Here is a 17,907-nt window from a genome sequence, read left to right as displayed (position 1 = left end):
GTTCCCCCGCGGGGACCTTGAATCCATATACCCCTTGGGGGTATAAATGGAGATAGTTCGATACCCCTTGAGGGTATACCCGGATCATCACGAGGAGAGTTCCATGAGCGCGACCACGATCGACTTCCAGGTCACCGGCATGACCTGCGGCCACTGCGAGATGTCCGTCCGCGAGGAGGTCGGCGAGGTCCCCGGCGTCACCGGCGTCGAGGTCAGCCACGAGACCGGCCTGCTCCGCGTCGGCTCCGACGCCGCGGTCGACGAGGCCGCCGTGCTCGCCGCCGTCGAGGAGGCCGGCTACTCCGCCGTCCGCGCCTGAGACCTCCGAGGGTCGCCCCGCGGCAGAGACGTCACCCTGCGCGGCCCTCCCCTCCCGCGGCGGCCGGTCCCCACCGGCCGCCGCGGACCCGTCCCGACCCCTCATACGACGCGGTCGCAGCCCGCGAGGAAGAAGCCCCAGGATGAGCACCAGAGAGGCCCCGCGGCCGCTCGACGTCGGCATCGAGCTCGAGATCGGCGGCATGACCTGCGCCTCGTGCGCGAACCGCATCGAGCGCAAGCTCAACAAGCTTGACGGCATCAGCGCGTCGGTGAACTACGCGACCGAGAAGGCGCGGGTCATGGCGCCGGAAGGCTACGACCCCCAGCAGCTCGTGACCACGGTCGAGAAGGCCGGCTACACCGCCGCCCTCCCCGCCCCGCCGAAGGAGCGCTCCGAGGGGGAGGACGCCGAGGAGTCGGAGGATCCCGAGCTGCGCTCCCTGCGCCAGCGCCTGATCGGCGCGGCGCTCCTCACGATCCCGGTGATCGTGCTGTCGATGGTGCCGGCGCTGCAGTTCACGAACTGGCAGTGGCTCGTCCTGACGCTCACCTCCCCCGTCGTGGTGTGGGCGGCCTGGCCCTTCCACCGCGCCGCCGCGATCAACCTCCGCCACGGCGCCACGACCATGGACACGCTCATCTCCGTCGGCGTGACCGCCGCCTATCTCTGGTCGCTGTACGCCCTGTTCCTCGGCAGCGCGGGGATGCCGGGGATGACCCATGAGTTCTCGCTGACGATCGGCCGGACCGACGGCGCGGCGAACATCTACCTCGAGGTCGCCGCGGGCGTGACCATGTTCATCCTGCTGGGCCGCTATCTCGAGAAGCGCTCGAAGCGCCAGGCCGGCGCCGCGCTGCGCGCCCTGCTGGACATGGGCGCGAAGGACGTCGCCGTGCTGAAGGACGGCGCCGAGGTGCGCGTGCCCGTCGGCGAGCTCGCCGAGGGAGACCTCTTCGTGGTCCGACCCGGCGAGAAGATCGCCACCGACGGCGTCGTCGAGCAGGGCAGCTCCGCCGTGGACGCCTCGATGCTCACCGGCGAGTCCGTGCCCGTCGAGGTGGGCGAGGGCGACGCCGTCACCGGCGCGACCGTCAACGCCGGCGGCCGCCTCGTGGTCCGCGCGACCCGCGTCGGCGCCGACACCCAGCTCGCCCGCATGGCGCAGATGGTGGAGGACGCCCAGTCCGGCAAGGCCGAGATCCAGCGCCTCGCCGACAGGGTCTCGGGCATCTTCGTGCCGATCGTCTTCGTCATCGCGATCGTCGTCCTCGCCGCCTGGCTGCTGACCGGGAACGGCGCCGAGGCCGCCTTCACCGCGGCCGTCGCGGTGCTGATCATCGCCTGCCCCTGCGCGCTCGGCCTCGCCACCCCCACCGCCCTGCTGGTCGGCACCGGCCGCGGCGCCCAGATGGGCATCCTGCTCAAGGGGCCCGAGGTGCTCGAGTCCACCCGCCGCGTCGACACCGTGCTGCTGGACAAGACCGGCACCGTCACCACCGGGAGGATGACCCTCACCGAGGCGGTCGCCGCCCCCGACACCGACCCGGCAGAGCTGCTGCGCCGCGCCGGCGCCGTCGAGAACGCCTCCGAGCACCCGATCGCCCAGGCCATCGCGCAGGGCGCTGCCGCCCGGGGGGCGGCGGGGGCCGACGGCACCCTGCCCGAGGTGACCGACTTCGAGAACCTCGCCGGTCGCGGAGTGCGCGGCACCGTCGAGGGCGCCCGGGTCCTCGTCGGACGGGAGAACCTGCTGGACGGCGCCGCGATGCCCGCCGAGCTCGCCACCGCGAAGGCGTCCGCGGAGGCCCGCGGCGAGACCGCCGTGGTCGTGGTCTGGGGCGGCGAGGCGCGCGGCGTGCTCGTCGTCGCCGACGTCGTCAAGCCCACCAGTGCCGAGGCCATCACCCAGCTGAAGGGCCTCGGCCTCACCCCTGTGCTGCTCACCGGCGACAACCGCGCCGTGGCCGAGCACATCGCGGCCGAGGTCGGGATCGGCGAGGTCATCGCCGAGGTCATGCCCGAAGACAAGATCGCCGAGGTCACCCGGCTCCAGGAGCAGGGGAGGATCGTCGCGATGGTCGGCGACGGCGTGAACGACGCCCCGGCGCTCGCCCAGGCCGACCTCGGGCTCGCGATGGGCACCGGGACCGACGTCGCGATCGAGGCCGGGGACATCACCCTGGTGCGCGGCGACCTGCGCTCCGCGGCCGACGCGATCCGCCTGTCCCGTCGTACCCTCTCCACCATCAAGGGCAACCTGTTCTGGGCCTTCGCGTACAACGTCGCGGCCATCCCGCTGGCGGCGCTGGGCCTGCTGAACCCGATGCTCGCCGGGGCCGCGATGGCGTTCTCCAGCGTGTTCGTGGTCGGCAACAGCCTGCGCCTGCGGTCCTTCCGCAGCCGTGCGCTGGAGAACCCGCAGGCGTCGGCCTCCGCCACGCCCGAGAACCGTCAGAAGGCCGCGGCCTGACCGCCCGCTCCGCTCTCCCCGGTCGCCCACCCCAGGAGGACCCCATGCCCACCATCGATCCCACTGACGCCGTCGCCGGCGCCGCCGAGGCTCCCGTGACGGGCGCCGCGGAGGCCGGTGCCGCCGAGGGCCACGAGCACCACCACGGCTACATCACCGACAAGTCCCGCTATCTCGCGCGCCTGAAGCGGATCGAGGGCCAGGCCCGGGGTCTGCACCGGATGGTCGACGAGGAGAAGTACTGCATCGACATCCTCACGCAGATCTCCGCGCTGAAGAGCGCGCTGGACGGCGTGGCGATGGGCCTGCTGGACGACCACATGCAGCACTGCGTCCTGGACGCGGCCCGCTCCGGCGGCCCCGAGGGCGAGGAGAAGCTCAAGGAGGCCTCTGCCGCGATCGCCCGGCTCGTGCGCTCCTGACAGGACGGCTTCGGGGTCCGCGGAGCCGGGCATCGCCTACGCTGGTGACGACGTGGCGCCGATCACATGCCCGGACGGAGCGGACGCGACATACCGCCTCTGACCGACGCACCGCGAGGGACGAGGAGCACACCGATGCATGGAGCCGCCACTGAGCCGTCTCACGGCCACGACGCGACGGACGGGGACCACCGACCGTCATCCCCACGGACAGAGCCCGACGGCGACAACCTGCGCACACCGCCCCGAGGACGTCGGGAGGAGATCCTCGACGGCGCGTCGGAGATGTTCGCCGAGCACGGGTACAACGTCTGCCGGTCCGGCTGCGGCCTGACGACGGCGCCCCGCGCCCCGGCCACTAGGACCCCGATCCGGATCGCCAGGCCCACCGCGCCTCCTGAGAGCGTGCCGCGCGACGCTCAGGACCGCAGACGTCCGAGGGCATCCTCGAGCGTCACGAGCTCCGCCTGCCGATCGTCGACCAGGAGGTCGAGGACGGTGCGCATGTGCTCGGTCCGCTCGTCGGCGACCGCATCCTCGACCACCGCGGCGCGGACGTTGTGGGCATAGGCGTCCCGGGCGGTCTGGGCGATGCAGGCGTGGGTCGAGACGCCGGCGATCAGCACCCGGTCCGCGCCCAGGTTCCGGAGCCTCAGGGCGAGGTCGGTCCCGAACCAGGCGCTGTCGCGGGTCTTCTCGACGCCGGTCATCCCGGAGGTGTCCAGCTCGTGCACCACAGCGGTGCTCGGATCGTCGTGGAACAGGTAGCCGTGGTCGTCCTCGAGCATGCTCAGCGTCCAGGTGGAGCGATCGCGACTGTGCTCGGTCGTCACCAGCAGGATCGGGGCCCCGGCCTCGCGAGCTCCGTCCGCGAGCGCCCCCACCGCGGCGAGGACGTCGGCGCGGGCGCCGGCGAGGCCGGGAGCCTCGAAGAAGGCCTCCTGCAGGTCGACGAGCAGCAACGCGGTGCGCGGCGTCGTTCCCGGTTCCGCGGTGCGCGTCGTGCGGTCCGGGCTCACGGGGTCGGGCTCCCTCCCGTCACGGCGAGGGTCTCCCCGAGCACGTAGCTGGACTCGGAGGAGGTGAGGAAGACGTAGGCCGGCGCGAGCTCGGTGGGCTGGCCGGCGCGGCCGAGCGGCGTGCTCTTGCCGAACTCCGGCAGCGCCTCCTTGGGCTGTCCGTCGGAGACCTGGAGCGGGGTCCAGATCGGGCCCGGCGCGACTGCGTTGACGCGGATGCCGCGCGGAGCGAGCTGCTGGGCGAGCCCCTTGGTGAAGTTGTTGATCGCCGCCTTGGTGGAGGCGTAGTCCACGAGCGTGGGCGAGGGCTGATAGGCCTGGATCGAGGTGGAGTTCACGATCGTGGAGCCGGCGGGGAGGTGCTTCAGCGCGGCCTGGGTGATGCGGAACATCGCGTGGATGTTCACCGCGTAGGTGTCCTCCCACTGCTGGTCGTCGATCTCCTCGAGGGATTCGACCGCGATCTGTCGGCCCGCGTTGTTCACCAGCGCATCGAGACCGCCGAGCCCTTCCACGGCGTCCTCGACGAGTCGGCGGCAGAAGTCCGCGTCGGTGAGGTCGCCGGGCAGCAGCACGGCGGTGCGCCCCGCCTCCCGGATCACGCCCGCGATGTGCTGGGCGTCCTCCTCCTCCTGGGGGAGGTAGTTCAGCGCGACGTCCGCACCCTCCCGCGCGAAGGCGATCGCGACCGCTGCGCCGATGCCGGAGTCGGCGCCGGTGATCAGCGCGCGACGGCCCTCGAGGCGGCCGGTGCCGCGATAGGACTTCTCGCCGCGGTCGGTGCCGGGGATCAGCTCGGCATCCAGTCCGGGCTCGGGCTGGTCCTGCTTCGGCGGGGAGATGTCGGGGAAGCGAGTGACGGGGTTCGTGAAGGTGAGCTGATCGGACATGTGTCCTCCTCGGTCTCGGTGGTGGGTGTCCGCGGCGGTGCGTCGGGAGCGGTTCAGGGAGTCGTCGGGGCGGAGGCGATCGTCGGGTCGAGGACCACCTTGATGCAGCCGTCGTGCTTGCGCTGGAAGAGGTCGTAGCCCACGGCCGCCTCCTCCAGAGGAAGCCGGTGGGTGACCAGGTCGCCGACGCCCAGTGGGTCCTCGGGGTCCTCGACCAGCGGCAGCAGCGCGTCGGTCCAGACCCGCACGTTGCACTGGCCCATGCGCAGCTGGAGCTGCTTGTCGAACATCGTCAGCAGCGGCATGGGGCTGGCCGCGCCGCCGTAGACGCCGGAGAGGGACACGGTCCCGCCGCGGCGCACGAGGTCGATGGCGGTGTGCAGGGCAGCGAGCCGGTCCACCCCGGCGCGCTCCATGAGCGGCTGCGCGACCGCGTCGGGAAGCTTGCCGGCGAGGGTCTGGGCGAGACCGGCGACCGGACTGCCCTCGGCCTCCATGCCCACGGCGTCGACGACGGCGTCGGGCCCGCGTCCCTGGGTGCGCTCGCGGATCTCGCCCACGGCGTCCTCGTTCAGGTCCAGCACCTCGATGCCGTGACGCTCGGCCATGGCCCGGCGCTCGGGGACGGGATCGATGCCGAACACGCGGGCCCCCAGGTGACGCCCGATCCGGGCCGACAGCTGGCCGACAGGTCCCAGGCCGATCACCGCGAGGGTGCGGTGCGCCGGAACACCGGCGTACTGCACGGCCTGCCACGCGGTGGGGAGGATGTCGCTGAGGAAGAGGTAGTTGTCGTCGGGCAGCTCGGTGCCGACCTTCATCAGACCGTAGTCGGCGTGCGGCACCCGGAGGTGCTCGGCCTGACCGCCGGGGACCTGGCCGTAGAGCTTCGAGTAGCCCAGCAGCGCGGCTCCCGTGCCGCGCTCGGTCACCTGGGTGGTCTCGCACTGGGAGGGGAGCCCCTGCCCGCACATGGCGCAGTGCCCGCAGGAGATCGTGAAGGGGACCACGACCCGGTCCCCGGGGCGCACCCCGGTCACCTCGGAGCCGACCTCCTCGACGATCCCCATCGGCTCGTGGCCGATGATGTCGCCGGGTGTCATGAACGGTCCGAGCACCGAGTACAGGTGGAGGTCGGAGCCGCAGATCGCGGTGGAGGTGATGCGGACGATCGCGTCGGTGGGCTGCTGGAGGATCGGGTCGGGCACGGTCTCGACGCTCACGTGCTCGGTGCCCTGCCAGGTCACTGCTCTCATGGTCCAGCCTTCCGGTGGTGATCTCGGGGTTCTCATTCCACGCTAGGGGGCGCCGTCGGCCCCGTCCGCAGTGTCGACCGAAAGGTCTGCGCAGGCGGCAGCTCGGGAACGGGGGCGATGACGACGTCGTGCACCTTCCAGTCGAGCTCCTCGATCCGGTCGCGCAGCGCGGCGATCCGGTCGAGGGTCGGCTCGGTCCCCGCGGCGGGGACCACGAACACCTCGGCATGGAAGACGTGCCCCTCGTCGCGGACCCGGGCCGAGGCCTCCCCCACCCAAGACTCCTCCTTCGCCCGCTCCTCGATCCGGCGCGTCAGCGGATGCGGTGCGGAGTCGTCGAAGGTCCGCGCCTCGGCGTCGGTGAGCCCGCCGATCGAGCTGCGAAGGTTCTTCACCCCGTCATGCAGGATCGAGACGGACACCAGCAGCGCGGCGGTCGCATCCGCCCACCAGAGTCCGAGCCCCACCCCGATCACACCGGCGATGGTGGCGACCGCGGTGGACCAGTCGGCCTTGCTCATGTCGGCATCGGCGAACAGCACCTTGTCGTGCAGCGTCTCGGAGAGCGCGAGCTTCTTGTACCCCAGGAACACCGGGCCGATGCTGGTCACCGCCATCACGGCGACCATCAGCCAGCCGGACCAGATCGCGTGGCCGAAGAGGACGGTCAGTCCGATCGGCGGCCTCTCGACGGTCACCAGGGTCATCACCGAGTCGATCGCGAGATAGCCGCCCATCGTGAGCAGCGCGATCGCGGCGACCAGGTGGGCGACCCCGATCGAGCGGTGGAAGCCGTAGGGGTGCAGGCGGTCGGGCCTCTTGCGGATCCGGCGCGCCGCGACGAGGAAGGCGATCGGGGGCAGCAGCGAGAGCATGTCCTCCGCCCAGGCGGCCCGCATCGCCTGGGACTGCCCCGCGACGAGCGCGACCAGCGCGACGGTCGCCGACATCCAGGCCAGCGTGATCCACTCGAGGCGTCGGGCCCGGCGCAGCGTCTCGCGCTGCTCCTCGCCGAAGGCGTCGTGGCCCGACCCCGTCGCCTCCTCGCCGCCCTCGCCCTCGGAGCCGTTCACAGCTCGCCCCCGCGCTCGGCGAGGAACCGCTCGATGTCGGTCATCAGCGCGTTCTCGCCCGGCTGGACTCCGACGACGATCTTCACCTCTGCGCCGTCGGGCCCCGTGGTCGTGGTGTAGGGGCGCGTCGTGGCGATCTCGGAGGTCCAGGGGACGTCGGAGGCGAGCCCGCCGACGACCACGTCGAGCTGTCCCTCCCGCATCATCGCCGCCAGGGTGCTCTCCCCTGCCGGCACCCACTCGACCTCGGCGTCGATCGTCTGGGCGTAGTCGGTGAGCAGCTCGGCCTCGGAGCCGCCGACGGTGCCGTCCGGGGCCACGTCGGTCCAGGGCGGGTTCTCGCTGACACCGACCCGGAGCACGCCTTCTCGGGCCCGGTCGAGGGTGCCCTGGGGATCCGCGGGGAAGCCGCCCTGGCAGCCGGCCAGGAGGATCGACGCCGCCGCGACGAGCAGCAGCGCCGTGGGCCGTCGGGGACTGGTCATGCCCGCGCCTCCGTCTCCTCGTGTCCTCCGTGCGCGTCGCCGCGCACCGCTCGTCTCCGCACCGCTGTCCTGTCTCAGGGCGCGACTCGATGAGCTCGACCCTACTCAGCGCGGTCCGCGCCCGGCCGTCCGATCGGTCCACGACTCCGGCCTGCAGGGGCGCCGTGGCCGGTTGACCCTCATGGCGACGGGGCATGGGGTGGGACACGCAGGTGCCGTCCTGACGACTGTGCCGCACGACCGATCGACGGACGACCGGAGAGAGGGGCGATGATGCACCTCGCCGACGGCGGTGGACGGATCACCGGGACGAAGGACGAGAACGACGACCCGATCTGGTTCGCGGAGCAGTGCCCCTCCAACGCCCTGCGACTGGAGACCTACCGCACCGACGCGGAGGAGGCCGGCGACACCGAGCGCGCCGACCTCTTCGGCAGGGCGCAGAGCGACAGCACGAAGGGTGCGGAGCTCGCCGAGGGCCTGCTGGCACGGCGTCTCGGCGCCCGCTGACCCACCCACCCGCGTCGGCGCGCCCGGCCCCTGTCCTCGCGCGCCGACCGGGCCGGCCCCGGCAGCGCTCCCGGACGAGCGATGCCGGGGCCGGGCCGCGTCGGCGTCCCGCACGGAGACCGACCATGCGGTAGGGATCCTCACGGGCCGCCACCGATGCAGCCGGGAGGAGGCCGTCGAGCTCCCACGACGGCCTCGAACACCGCGACGTCACGTGGAGCGAGCTGGCGGCCCAGCTCGTCGCCTCGGTGAGTTCCGCGCCCTCGACCACGTCGTTCGAGACGCAGGAGCGCGGCTCGTCCCCGGGTGGGCTAGGCTCCGGGTGAGGTCTAGCAGGAGGCCTCTCCGCCAGCGTGCACGAAACGGCCTCCTCTCATGCCCCACTCCCTCTCCGTGACGGTCCATGTCGATCTGGACCTCCACGAGGTCGTCCTCTCCATCGCCGGATGCCTCACCGCCCGGACCTACGACTCCGTGCTCCCCGTCGTGGCCCAGGCCCGGGGTCTCGAACCTGCTCCGCGCCTCACCCTGGACCTCCTGGACATGCAGCACATCGACGTCGATGGGCTCCTCCCCCTGCGTCAGGCGATCGACCTCGCCGATCCCGAGCAGGCGGTGCCCCTGAGCATCAAGGCACCCGGGACGCTCCCGTCGTGCCCGCTCAGCTCCGCCGCCCCGAGGGCCGACGGCTCGGATTCGCCGCCGCTGCGGCTCCACCGGCGGGCCGATGCCCCGGCGACCGCTGGATCCGACGATTCCCGACGGCTCCCGTCCGCCGCGGCGAGCCCGACGATCCTCACCGAGCGCGCCCGTCGGGGCATCGCACCGCGCAGCAGGCGGGAGGAGATCCTCGCCGGGGCCGCCGAGATGTTCGCCGAGCACGGCTATCACGGGGCGAGCCTGCGCGACATCGCCGGCCACATCGGGATCTCCCATCCGGGGCTCATGCACCATTTCCCCTCGAAGGACAGCCTGCTCCACACGGTCATCGACTCTCTCGAGGACCGCACGCAGCGGACCCTCGAGGAGGTCGAGCGGCTGAGTGTCGAGCCGGAGGCGCTCATGCAGGAGCTCGCGGCGACCTGGCACCCGGGGGCCCTGCACGTGCGGCTGCTGGCCACGCTCGCCGCCGAAGCGGTCAGTGGCGATCACCCGGGACGCTTCCGCATGGCGCGGCTGCGACGCGTGCACGAGAACATCTTCGAGCAGTGCTTCACCGCCTACGGCGAGCAGGGGATGCTGCGCAGGGGCGTCGATCCCGGCTTCGCCGGCAGGGCGCTGCTCGGGCTCGTGCTGAACCTGGCCGTCCGCGAGAAGACGGTGCGGGCGATGCAGGGTCCGACCCATGACGACGGTCCCGTCCAGGAGCTCGCCCGGATGATGCGCTCGTTCCTCTCGAAGGACGTCGTGGGTTGACTCCGTGGGACCGCGTCGGGCCTCGTCGGGAGCCGTCTGGTCGCCCGCCCGGGTGGTCCGCTCCGAGGGTGTTCCCCGGCGCGGTCCAGCCGGGCTGGCTAGAGTGACCGAGGCCGCACACTCCGCGAGAAAGTCACCGATGCCTGCACCCACCGCCCTCACCGCTACCGCCCTGCACGCCGGCTATCCCGGTGAGGTCGTGCTCGAAGGGGTGGACCTCGAGCTGCGTGCCGGGCAGGGGCCGCTGGGCCTGCTGGGAGCCTCGGGCGCGGGCAAGACCACGCTGCTGGCGGCCCTCGCCGGGGAGCACCGTCCCAGCGCCGGCCGCGTCCAGTGGGAAGGGCGGGACGTCGCGAAGCTGCGGGGGAAGGACAGGCGCCGCTTCCGCGCCGCCGTCCGCTTCGTCTCCCAGTACGCGATGACGATCACGGACCCTCGCGAGACCGTCGACTCCCGCCTCCAGCTCGCCGCGAAGGAGGCCCGCAAGGGCGGCCGCACCCACTCCGTCTCCCCCGCCGAGATGCTGGAGAGCGTCGGGCTCGAGGAGCGCTTCCTGCCGCGCACCATGCGCACCCTCTCCGGCGGCGAGATCCAACGCGTCGCCCTCGCGACCGCGCTGTCGACCCGGCCAGAGCTGCTCGTCCTGGACGAGCCGCTGACCGCCGTGGACCCCAATACCCGCGCCCGCCTCGCCCGCTCCCTCGGCGCGACCATCGAGCGCCTCGGCATCGGCGCGCTCATCGCCTCCCACGACATCGAGCTGCTGCAGCGGCTGTGCCCCGAGATCGCGGTGCTCGGCCGCGGCCGGATCCTTGCCCGCGGCCCGCTGGCCGAGGTGCTCGCCGATCCAGAGGACGAGGAGATCCGCGAGCTCGTCGCGGCCCATCCCGTGGCCGTGCAGCGCTTCGCGTGAGCGCGGCGTCGACGGCCCCCATGCCCCTGCTCGCTGGCCCTCCTCGTCGCCCCTCGCTGTTCCCTCGCTCACAGCGCGGCCTCTCGAGTTGGACAGCGGGCGTCGCGGGGGTAAGGTTCTTCTCTGTCGGCGCCATTAGCTCAGTTGGTTAGAGCAGCTGACTCTTAATCAGCGGGTCCGGGGTTCGAGTCCCTGATGGCGCACCCGAGGAAGAAGCCTCACCGGTCATCCGGTGGGGCTTCTTCGTGTCCCGGAACAGTCCGAGGCCATCGACGAGGTCCCCCCACGGACACGTCGTGATCAGGCGCGGCTGATCTGGTCGGCCCTCCCTCAGCGGCCAGGACGTGCGACCCTGCGAGCCCGAGACCGGGCGACGTCAAGGCCGAAGGCCAAGCACGATGCCGAGGGCGGCACCGAGCAGGAGGCCTGCTCCGGCGGTGATCAGCACACTGCCGGTGAGGGGCAGCAGGATGCCGATGGACAGCGCGAAGCCGATGATCATTCCGAAGGGCAGCCATGTGGCGTCGAAGGGGCGGCGTTTCCGCGGCATCGTCGAACTCTCCGTTCTGTCGGCTCTCTGCGACGTGATCGACCTGCCTCCGGACGATGGCCTTCACGCGGTGGGCACGTGAGACGAGGAGGCGTGGGGCCGCCGGACATGAGACGAGCCGACGTCCGGGAGAGGCACTGTCCGCGAGCAGCGTCGCAACGTGCATCACGTCGGCAGCAAGAGCGTTCGGGCCGGCTCAGCCTTGTGCTCTCCTTCGACCGTAGACCGACCGGCGGACCATGCCCAGGCCGTGAACCGAATGGAAGGGCGAGCGGCAGAGAGCCTCCTCCATGCGGCGTCACGCGACCTTTGCACGCCTTCACGCGCCTCTCGGGTGCCAGCACCGTGCGCCCACAGCCCTCCCTCCGCACGGAACGGGAACAGCTCGAGGTCGATCATGCGGCGAAAGGTGAGACCGTCGGACCGATGGTGCCGCCCGAGCCACAGAGACCATCGGCGGCGCGGGGACCTGCGCCGGTCCCCTAGACTCGGACCTCCCAAGGGAAGTCAGCGCGAGGGCCGGGGAACGGCCCTCAGCGGAGGAGGTCAGCGTGAGGATCGCGGTCACCGGTGCCACCGGAGTGCTCGGTCAGGAGGCCGTCGAGGCGCTCGTCGCCGCCGGGCACGAGGTCACAGGCATCACCCGCCGCGATTCCGGTGTACCGATCGTCGAGGGCCGCGGCGGCGCCGCCGTGGTCGCCGACGTCTTCGACGCCACCGACCTCGCCCGCGCCTTCCGCGGCCATGACGTCGTGATCAACACCCTCGCCCACGTGCCCGTCGGCATGGCGGGCCTGCGCCCCCTGGCCTGGCGCGAGGACGACCGCCTCCACCTCGAGGCCTCCATCGCGATCGCGAAGGCCGCCGCCGACGCGGGCGTGCGCAAGCTGATCCAGGAGTCCTCCGTCTTCCTCTACCCGGACAACGGCACCGACTGGATCACCGAGGACCAGCCGCTGTCCGTGCGCAACCAGGCGTTCCGCCCCCGGGTGCGGGAGATGCGAGCGGCGGTGGACTTCGCGACCTCCGGCCGCAGCGCCGTGGTCCTGCGCCTCGGCCAGCTGTTCGGCCGCGACCCGCAGACCACCCATGCGCTGAAGGCCACCCGCGAGGGCGACCCGATCCTGCTGGGCAAGCCCGAGAACTACATCACCCTGCTCCACCACACCGATGCCGGTCTCGCCTTCGTCGCCGCGCTGCGGGCCGACAGCGGCTTCTACAACGTCGGCGGTGAGCCGATCACCCGCGGCCGCTGGGCGAAGGATCTCGCGATGGAAGCCGGGGTCGAGACGCCGGCGAAGTTCTATCCCGAGATCACGCAGGCGATCGTCGGCACCCGGCTCGAGGTGCAGCGGCGCTCGCTGCGCGTCTCCTCGGTGCGGTTCATGTCCGAGACCGGATGGCGGCCGACGGTGGGCCCGTCCACGAAGGGCTGGTCGCGCCGCTGAGCGACGCGGGCGCGGCCGTCGGCAGGAGCGCATGGGCAGGAACGCGGACGCGCCGACGCCGAGCGCCTGATCGCGCCGCCGACGAGCGTCTGACCGCGCCTTTGCCGACGCCGACCGGACCGACCGCTCAGAGCTCGCGGATCACCTTCGCGGGGCTGCCGACAGCGAGGCTGCGCGCCGGGATGTCCCGGGTGACCACGGACCCCGCGCCGATCACGGAGTCCTCGCCGATGGTCACGCCCGGCATGATGATCGCTCCCCCGCCGATCCAGACGTTGTCGCCGATGGTGATCGGCTCCGCCGCCTCCCAGCCGTCCCGGCGCGGCCCGGGCTCCAGCGGGTGGATCGGGGTGAGCAGCTGGATGTTCGGGCCGAGCTGGCAGCTGCGGCCGATGCGAATGTCCACGACGTCCAGGGCCGTCAGCCCGAAGTTCACGAAGGTGCCCTCCCCGATGTGGAGACGGCTGCCGTAGTCCACCTGCAGCGGCGCCCGCACGTGCGCGCCCTCGCCGAAGGTCCCCAGCAGCTCGCGGAGGATCTCCTGCGCACCGTCGGGATCGGCGGGGTACTCGCGACCGAAGCGGTCGGACTCCTCCAGCGCGTGGCGGAAGGCGGCCTGGATCTCGGGGTCGTCGGCGCGGTACCAGTCCCCCGCGAGCATCCGCTCCAGCGGTGTGCGGGGGTCGTTCTCGTCGATCTCGAAGGACTTCATCAATCCAGAATAGGGAACCACGACGGCGCTCCGCACCTCGGCCGATGGCCCCGTGGGGACGGCGTCGGTCGTGCGGCCGACGGGCCTGCCGGCGCGGTGTCGGCCGGCCGGGCCCACGAGGCCTCCCGGGCGGCCCCGTCAGCGGGGCAGGCGCATGCCGAGGCTGGGGTCCGAGTCGATGAAGCCGAGGGAGCGGTAGAGGTGCTGGCCCGGCGGATCGGCGAGCAGGGTGATGTACGGGTGCGGGGGCGCGGCCCGCTCGATCCGGTCGATGAGGTCCTCCATCACGGCGCGTCCGAGGCCGCGGCGCTGATGGTCGGGGTCGGTGGCGATGTCGGCGAGGTGGAAGTACCAGGTGCCGTCGCCGAGGGTGCGGCCCATCGCGGCGAGGCCGCCGTCGGCGGTGCGGATCGTGGTCCAGGCCCAGCTGTTCTCGAGCGCGCCGACCGCCTGCTCCGAGGTGCGGGGGCTGAGCCCCGCGATCTCGCGCAGACGGACGTACTCCTCGTTCCTCGGAGCGGCGTGCTCCAGGCGGTAGCCGCCGGGCAGTGCGGCCGGGCCGGCGGCGCCGGGCCCGTCGTCGGTGCCGGTGGCCGGGCTGTCGGGGTCGCGATCGGTCATGGGGCGATCCTGCCAGGTCCGACCGCGATACTGGGACCATGGCCGACTCCCCCGCTCCCCTGCCCGACGACGCCCGCTGCCCCTGCGGAAGCGGTGACGTGCTCGGCGCCTGCTGCGGGCCCGTGCTGCGCCGCGAGCGTCGTGCCCCGACGGCCGAGGCGCTGATGCGCTCGCGGTACACCGCCTTCGCCGTGCAGGACCTCGAGCACCTGCTGCGAAGCTGGCACCCCACCACCGCCCCCTCACGGGAGGATCTCGCCGCCTCGCTCGCCGAGGAGGTGCGCTGGCTCCGGCTCGAGATCCATTCGACGACAGCCGGCGGCCCGTTCGACGACGCAGGCACCGTGGAGTTCACCGCGATCTCGAAGGGGCCCCACGGCCGGTCCGTGCAGCACGAGCTCTCCCGCTTCGTGCGCGAGCACGGGGTGTGGCTCTACCTCGACGGTCGGGTGGACTGAGTCCCGACCGGCCGGTCCGCAGCGGGGCGGCGCGGGGCCGTCGGCTGTGTATCGGCTCGTCGGCCGCATGCTGGCCGTGTGCCAGCCCGTCGGCCACGTGCTCGCGCCCCCGGACGCGACGACGCCCCGGACCCGTTCGGGGGTCCAGGGCGCCGTGGATGCCTCTCGGCCGGAGGTCAGCTGCCGGCGGCGGCGACCTTCTTCTCGGCCCGCTTCGCGGCCTCCTGCAGGATCGCGCCGAGCTCGGCGGCCTGCTTCTCCGCCCCCTTGGAGCGGGGCAGCGAGGATTTCTTCACGGACTTCGCGGCCTTCTTCGCGGAGCGCTCGGTGCTGCGCCGCGCCTCCTTCATGGCGGCGGCGACCTTCTCGCCCCGCGTCGGCTCGCGACGCGAGCGGGCGACCAGCACCGCGATGCCCGCGCCGAGCACGACCGCGCCGATGACGCCGCCCACGACCACAGGAAGGGTCGAGTCGGACTTCCCGTCACCGGCGGCCGAAAAACCCTTGACCGAGCCGACGAGCTCGTTCTTCCAGCGGGTCACGGCGTTCTTCGGGTTCACGCGGTCGATCAGCTCATCGATGTCGGACGCGAGGTTGTCCTGACGCCGATAGGCCTCGTCGCGCATGTCGTCCAGGCTCTTCTTGTCTGCCACCACTGCCTCCGGGTTGATCAGGGTCTGCTGTGCAGATCGTATCGTGATCGAGGGTACGGGTCGGACGATCAGCCCTGGGTGCGGGCCAGGAAGTCGTCGGCGCCGCCGACGAGCTCCACGTGCCCGGTCTCCACGTCGGCCGTCGCCATCTTCGCAACCTCGGCCGCGAACTCCTCGACCGAGTACAGCTTCCCGGCCGCCTCGCGGCGCTGCTCCAGCGCGCCGGGGCGGGCGCGGTCCAGCAGCGTCGCGGTGACGGTGCCCTCGATCATGTCGCCCGAGACGACGACGAAGGTGACGCCCTTGTCGCGCATCTCCGGGAGGCGCTCGGTCAGGGCGGTCTCGCCGGCGCGCTTGGAGCGGGCGACCTGCTCGTACTCGGGCATGGTCTCGACGTCGTCGATGAAGTGCGCCTGGTGGCTCGTCACGAACACGACGCGACCGCCCGCGGGCAGGTGCGCGAGGCCGGCCTCGAGCGCGGCGACCTGCGCATCGCGGTTCAGGCGCATGGCGTAGTCCTCGCCGAGGTCCTTCTCCATGCCGCCGGACGCGTTCAGCACCAGAAGGTCGAGACCGCCGAAGCTCTCGATCGCGGCGGACATGAGCGCCTCGAGGCCCTCGGCCGTGGTGAGGTCCGCGCCCACGGCGACGGCCTTCCCGCCCGCGGCCTCGATCTCTGCGACGACCTTGTTCGCCCGGGGCGCCTTCTGGCGGTAGTTGATGACGACGTTCGCGCCCTCGGCGGCGAGCAGCTTCGCGGTGGCCGCACCGACCCCGCGCGAGGATCCGGTGACGACGGCGGTCTTGCCTGCGAGGGCGCTCATGGGGAACTCCTGAGAGGTCGGGGATCGGTGTCCGTGACGGGTGGGGCGCGCTGTGCCGACCGGGACCGGTCCGGTCATGCGCCTCCGACCGCCCGAGCCTACCGGAGCACGTCGACGAGGCGGTTCGGGCGCACCGCGACGCGCCCGCTAGGCTGGTCCGGCGCGCGAGTGGCGGAATTGGCAGACGCGCTGGATTTAGGTTCCAGTGCCCGAGGGCGTGAGGGTTCGAGTCCCTTCTCGCGCACGCATGCGGCGGCCGCGGAGGCGGCGGCCGCGCAGACGACCGCACACGGCTCGAGATCGAGGAGAGCGCCCCATGACCCTGTTCGGGCTCGTCCGCCACGGGCAGACGGACTTCAACCTGCAGAACCTCTTCCAGGGGTCCTCGGACATCCCGCTGAACGACACGGGGATCGCGCAGGCCCACGCCGCCTTCGACCAGCTGCCCGCCGTGGACTGGGACGTGGTCATCACCTCCCCGCTGCAGCGCGCCGAGCAGACCGGCCGCATCATCGGCGAGGACCACCACATCCCCTTCGGCGGCACGGAGCCGCGTCTGGTCGAGATCGACTGGGGCGCGGCCGAGGGACAGCCCGTCGAGGAGATGGAGGCCCGCTATCCGGGCCGTTCGTTCCCGGGCCGCGAGGACCATCAGGCCGTCGCCGACCGCGGCTACGACGCGCTCGAGGACCTCGAGACCCGCTACCCCGGCCAGAAGGTGCTGCTGGTCGCGCACGGCACCCTGATCCGCTTCCTGTTCTCGGGGATCATCGAGCGCCCCCTGCCCTCTATCCCGAACGCGACGCTGTCGCTGATCGAGCTCGAGGGCACCACCTGGCGGGTGCGGATGATCGCCGGCGAACAGGTCGACCACGCCGTCGAAGTGCCCACCCGGGCGCAGAACCCCCGCTTCATCGTCGACAAGGCGCAGCTCGCGCCCCGCACCACCGCCGGCGCCACGAGCGCCGCCGCCACCACCGCACCGATCCCGGGAGGGAACGCATGAGCAGCCGCACCGCCGTGGACTCCGAGGGCTCCTGGTTCGATCCGGAGCGCGTCTCCGACCTGCGCCGTCACCTGCCGATCACCTACGTCGACGTGGTGCCCGTGCGCACCGACGTGGACGGGGCCGTGGCCGAGGTGGGGCTGCTGCTGCGCGCCTCCGGCGCCGGTCAGATCGTGCGCGCGATCGTCTCCGGACGGGTGCTGATCCACGAGACGCTGCGCGAGGCGATCGCCCGGCACGTCGAGAAGGACCTCGGGCCGATGGCGATGCCGCGCATCCCCGTCTCCCCCGTCCCGTTCACGGTCGCGGAGTACTTCCCCACCCCCGGCGTCTCCCCCTTCCACGACCCGCGCCAGCACGCGATCTCGCTGGCCTACGTGGTCCCGATCGACGGGGAGACCGCCCCGCAGGAGGATGCCCTGGAGCTGTCCTGGTTCGGGGTGGACGAGCTGCTGGGTGACTCCTCCCCGCTCCACGAGATGGACGGGGGCCGCGACCTGCTGGTGCGCCGGGCGCTGGCGTACATGGGCGCCGCCTGAGCGGCATCGTCTGAAGGCGCCGCTGGACGGTCACCGGCGCTCGTGCCCCTCACTGAGCCCGTGCCCTGGCCCGACGTGCTCCGGCGCCCGTGCCCTGGCCCGCGCACCTGTGCTCCCCTCCGCGCCGCAGGCCGGCCGCGAACGGGCGCGGCGCGAAAGAATTCGAGTGGCAGGTTTCGACCGCTTCACCTCAGGCCGCTTCAGTCGGTGAGTGCGACTGTGGTGATCAGTTCGTCGAGTGTCTCACTGGGGGTGGCGCCGTCGAGGATGACTCGGGGTCTTGCGTTGAGCATGTCCTGAACGGTGCGGAGTTCGTCGTC

The 17,907-nt window shown here is 72.2% G+C and carries 21 protein-coding genes and 2 tRNA genes; 13 read left to right on the top strand and 10 right to left on the bottom strand.

The window, feature by feature from the left end; genetic code table 11:
- Positions 1-103: 103 nt before the first annotated feature.
- From DS079_RS13880 to DS079_RS13870, 3 genes are all read left to right on the top strand, one after another.
- A complete protein-coding gene (locus tag DS079_RS13880) occupies positions 104-319 on the top strand; it encodes a heavy-metal-associated domain-containing protein (RefSeq protein WP_010549713.1) in 216 nt (71 codons plus the stop codon).
- A 142-nt stretch (positions 320-461) separates the two neighbouring features.
- Positions 462-2,792 (top strand): heavy metal translocating P-type ATPase, encoded by a 2,331-nt coding sequence (locus tag DS079_RS13875; protein WP_126988451.1) that lies wholly within the window; start codon positions 462-464, stop codon positions 2,790-2,792.
- A gap of 44 nt (positions 2,793-2,836) precedes the next feature.
- Positions 2,837-3,214, top strand: a complete 378-nt coding sequence (locus DS079_RS13870; protein ID WP_241237671.1) for a metal-sensitive transcriptional regulator — start codon at positions 2,837-2,839, stop codon at positions 3,212-3,214.
- A gap of 419 nt (positions 3,215-3,633) precedes the next feature.
- Here DS079_RS13870 and DS079_RS13865 read toward each other — a convergent pair whose 3' ends face one another.
- From DS079_RS13865 to DS079_RS13845, 5 genes are read right to left on the bottom strand one after another with little or no spacing between them, the layout of a single operon-like run.
- Positions 3,634-4,233, bottom strand: a complete 600-nt coding sequence (locus DS079_RS13865; RefSeq protein ID WP_126988450.1) for a cysteine hydrolase family protein — start codon at positions 4,231-4,233, stop codon at positions 3,634-3,636.
- Positions 4,230-5,123, bottom strand: a complete 894-nt coding sequence (locus tag DS079_RS13860; RefSeq protein WP_126988449.1) for an SDR family oxidoreductase — start codon at positions 5,121-5,123, stop codon at positions 4,230-4,232. Before DS079_RS13860 ends, DS079_RS13865 begins: the two co-directional genes overlap by 4 nt.
- A 53-nt stretch (positions 5,124-5,176) precedes the next feature.
- Positions 5,177-6,379, bottom strand: a complete 1,203-nt coding sequence (locus tag DS079_RS13855) for a zinc-dependent alcohol dehydrogenase (RefSeq protein WP_126988448.1) — start codon at positions 6,377-6,379, stop codon at positions 5,177-5,179.
- A 32-nt stretch (positions 6,380-6,411) separates the two neighbouring features.
- Complete coding sequence (locus DS079_RS13850; protein WP_126988447.1) at positions 6,412-7,452, bottom strand: cation diffusion facilitator family transporter; 1,041 nt, start codon at positions 7,450-7,452, stop codon at positions 6,412-6,414.
- Complete coding sequence (locus DS079_RS13845) at positions 7,449-7,937, bottom strand: transporter substrate-binding domain-containing protein (RefSeq protein WP_126988446.1); 489 nt, start codon at positions 7,935-7,937, stop codon at positions 7,449-7,451. The genes DS079_RS13850 and DS079_RS13845 overlap by 4 nt, the downstream gene beginning before the upstream one ends.
- A gap of 270 nt (positions 7,938-8,207) precedes the next feature.
- Between DS079_RS13845 and DS079_RS13840 the strand changes: the two genes are divergently transcribed.
- The 4 genes from DS079_RS13840 to DS079_RS13825 all read left to right on the top strand — a co-directional run bounded on the left by DS079_RS13840 (position 8,208) and on the right by DS079_RS13825 (position 10,979).
- Positions 8,208-8,447, top strand: a complete 240-nt coding sequence (locus tag DS079_RS13840) for a hypothetical protein (RefSeq protein WP_126988445.1) — start codon at positions 8,208-8,210, stop codon at positions 8,445-8,447.
- Between the two features lie 375 nt (positions 8,448-8,822).
- A complete protein-coding gene (locus DS079_RS13835) occupies positions 8,823-9,863 on the top strand; it encodes a TetR/AcrR family transcriptional regulator (RefSeq protein WP_126988444.1) in 1,041 nt (346 codons plus the stop codon).
- 139 nt (positions 9,864-10,002) lie between these two features.
- Positions 10,003-10,776 (top strand): ABC transporter ATP-binding protein, encoded by a 774-nt coding sequence (locus tag DS079_RS13830; RefSeq protein ID WP_126988443.1) that lies wholly within the window; start codon positions 10,003-10,005, stop codon positions 10,774-10,776.
- A 129-nt stretch (positions 10,777-10,905) separates the two neighbouring features.
- Positions 10,906-10,979: transfer RNA gene (locus tag DS079_RS13825), tRNA-Lys, on the top strand.
- A 173-nt stretch (positions 10,980-11,152) separates the two neighbouring features.
- Here DS079_RS13825 and DS079_RS17650 read toward each other — a convergent pair.
- The gene (locus DS079_RS17650; RefSeq protein ID WP_271190719.1) at positions 11,153-11,278 is read right to left on the bottom strand and encodes a hypothetical protein; all 126 of its coding nucleotides are present in this window, start codon (positions 11,276-11,278) and stop codon (positions 11,153-11,155) included.
- Between DS079_RS17650 and DS079_RS17170 the strand changes: the two genes are divergently transcribed.
- Entirely contained in the window at positions 11,271-11,408 is a 138-nt protein-coding gene (locus DS079_RS17170; protein ID WP_164736262.1) for a hypothetical protein, read from the top strand. The two genes, DS079_RS17650 and DS079_RS17170, sit on opposite strands and share 8 nt — an antisense overlap.
- Positions 11,409-11,877: 469 nt before the next feature.
- Positions 11,878-12,774 carry an NAD-dependent epimerase/dehydratase family protein gene (locus DS079_RS13820; protein WP_126988442.1) on the top strand — a complete coding sequence of 299 codons (897 nt, stop codon included), beginning with the start codon at positions 11,878-11,880 and terminating at the stop codon, positions 12,772-12,774.
- 127 nt (positions 12,775-12,901) lie between these two features.
- Here DS079_RS13820 and DS079_RS13815 read toward each other — a convergent pair whose 3' ends face one another.
- Positions 12,902-13,486, bottom strand: coding sequence for a sugar O-acetyltransferase (locus tag DS079_RS13815; RefSeq protein ID WP_053918269.1), 585 nt, complete (start codon positions 13,484-13,486; stop codon positions 12,902-12,904).
- A 138-nt stretch (positions 13,487-13,624) separates the two neighbouring features.
- Positions 13,625-14,107 (bottom strand): GNAT family N-acetyltransferase, encoded by a 483-nt coding sequence (locus DS079_RS13810; protein WP_126988441.1) that lies wholly within the window; start codon positions 14,105-14,107, stop codon positions 13,625-13,627.
- Positions 14,108-14,145: 38 nt separating this feature from the next.
- Here DS079_RS13810 and DS079_RS13805 point away from each other — a divergent pair, with 38 nt between their 5' ends.
- Positions 14,146-14,565 (top strand): YchJ family protein, encoded by a 420-nt coding sequence (locus DS079_RS13805; protein ID WP_126988440.1) that lies wholly within the window; start codon positions 14,146-14,148, stop codon positions 14,563-14,565.
- A gap of 176 nt (positions 14,566-14,741) precedes the next feature.
- Here DS079_RS13805 and DS079_RS13800 read toward each other — a convergent pair whose 3' ends face one another.
- Both DS079_RS13800 and DS079_RS13795 read right to left on the bottom strand, forming a co-directional pair.
- Positions 14,742-15,218, bottom strand: a complete 477-nt coding sequence (locus DS079_RS13800; RefSeq protein ID WP_126988439.1) for a hypothetical protein — start codon at positions 15,216-15,218, stop codon at positions 14,742-14,744.
- A 68-nt stretch (positions 15,219-15,286) separates the two neighbouring features.
- The gene (locus DS079_RS13795; RefSeq protein ID WP_010549733.1) at positions 15,287-16,042 is read right to left on the bottom strand and encodes an SDR family oxidoreductase; all 756 of its coding nucleotides are present in this window, start codon (positions 16,040-16,042) and stop codon (positions 15,287-15,289) included.
- Between the two features lie 162 nt (positions 16,043-16,204).
- Between DS079_RS13795 and DS079_RS13790 the strand changes: the two genes are divergently transcribed.
- The 3 genes from DS079_RS13790 to DS079_RS13780 all read left to right on the top strand — a co-directional run bounded on the left by DS079_RS13790 (position 16,205) and on the right by DS079_RS13780 (position 17,587).
- A tRNA-Leu gene (locus DS079_RS13790) sits at positions 16,205-16,286 on the top strand.
- Positions 16,287-16,358: 72 nt separating this feature from the next.
- Positions 16,359-17,048: a histidine phosphatase family protein gene (locus DS079_RS13785; protein ID WP_126988438.1), complete on the top strand. Its 690-nt coding sequence runs from the start codon at positions 16,359-16,361 to the stop codon at positions 17,046-17,048.
- Complete coding sequence (locus DS079_RS13780; RefSeq protein WP_126988437.1) at positions 17,045-17,587, top strand: DUF4916 domain-containing protein; 543 nt, start codon at positions 17,045-17,047, stop codon at positions 17,585-17,587. The genes DS079_RS13785 and DS079_RS13780 overlap by 4 nt, the downstream gene beginning before the upstream one ends.
- Positions 17,588-17,907 lie beyond the last annotated feature (320 nt).

Origin of the sequence: Brachybacterium paraconglomeratum (genome assembly GCF_003994255.1) — a bacterium.
Lineage (GTDB): Bacteria > Actinomycetota > Actinomycetes > Actinomycetales > Dermabacteraceae > Brachybacterium > Brachybacterium conglomeratum.
This window is presented reverse-complemented; position numbering and strand designations above follow the sequence as displayed.

Bases quoted from the DNA above. Each gene is read 5' to 3' on its own strand.
- DS079_RS13785 (WP_126988438.1), top strand. From the start codon at position 16,359: ATGACCCTGTTCGGGCTCGTCCGCCACGGGCAGACGGACTTCAACCTG.
- DS079_RS13780 (WP_126988437.1), top strand. From the start codon at position 17,045: ATGAGCAGCCGCACCGCCGTGGACTCCGAGGGCTCCTGGTTCGATCCG.
- DS079_RS13875 (WP_126988451.1), top strand. From the start codon at position 462: ATGAGCACCAGAGAGGCCCCGCGGCCGCTCGACGTCGGCATCGAGCTC.
- DS079_RS13855 (WP_126988448.1), bottom strand. From the start codon at position 6,379: ATGAGAGCAGTGACCTGGCAGGGCACCGAGCACGTGAGCGTCGAGACC.
- DS079_RS13880 (WP_010549713.1), top strand. From the start codon at position 104: ATGAGCGCGACCACGATCGACTTCCAGGTCACCGGCATGACCTGCGGC.
- DS079_RS13795 (WP_010549733.1), bottom strand. From the start codon at position 16,042: ATGAGCGCCCTCGCAGGCAAGACCGCCGTCGTCACCGGATCCTCGCGC.
- DS079_RS17170 (WP_164736262.1), top strand. From the start codon at position 11,271: ATGATCATTCCGAAGGGCAGCCATGTGGCGTCGAAGGGGCGGCGTTTC.
- DS079_RS13810 (WP_126988441.1), bottom strand. From the start codon at position 14,107: ATGACCGATCGCGACCCCGACAGCCCGGCCACCGGCACCGACGACGGG.
- DS079_RS13840 (WP_126988445.1), top strand. From the start codon at position 8,208: ATGATGCACCTCGCCGACGGCGGTGGACGGATCACCGGGACGAAGGAC.
- DS079_RS13815 (WP_053918269.1), bottom strand. From the start codon at position 13,486: ATGAAGTCCTTCGAGATCGACGAGAACGACCCCCGCACACCGCTGGAG.
- DS079_RS13805 (WP_126988440.1), top strand. From the start codon at position 14,146: ATGGCCGACTCCCCCGCTCCCCTGCCCGACGACGCCCGCTGCCCCTGC.
- DS079_RS13835 (WP_126988444.1), top strand. From the start codon at position 8,823: ATGCCCCACTCCCTCTCCGTGACGGTCCATGTCGATCTGGACCTCCAC.
- DS079_RS13860 (WP_126988449.1), bottom strand. From the start codon at position 5,123: ATGTCCGATCAGCTCACCTTCACGAACCCCGTCACTCGCTTCCCCGAC.
- DS079_RS17650 (WP_271190719.1), bottom strand. From the start codon at position 11,278: ATGATCATCGGCTTCGCGCTGTCCATCGGCATCCTGCTGCCCCTCACC.
- DS079_RS13845 (WP_126988446.1), bottom strand. From the start codon at position 7,937: ATGACCAGTCCCCGACGGCCCACGGCGCTGCTGCTCGTCGCGGCGGCG.
- DS079_RS13830 (WP_126988443.1), top strand. From the start codon at position 10,003: ATGCCTGCACCCACCGCCCTCACCGCTACCGCCCTGCACGCCGGCTAT.
- DS079_RS13870 (WP_241237671.1), top strand. From the start codon at position 2,837: ATGCCCACCATCGATCCCACTGACGCCGTCGCCGGCGCCGCCGAGGCT.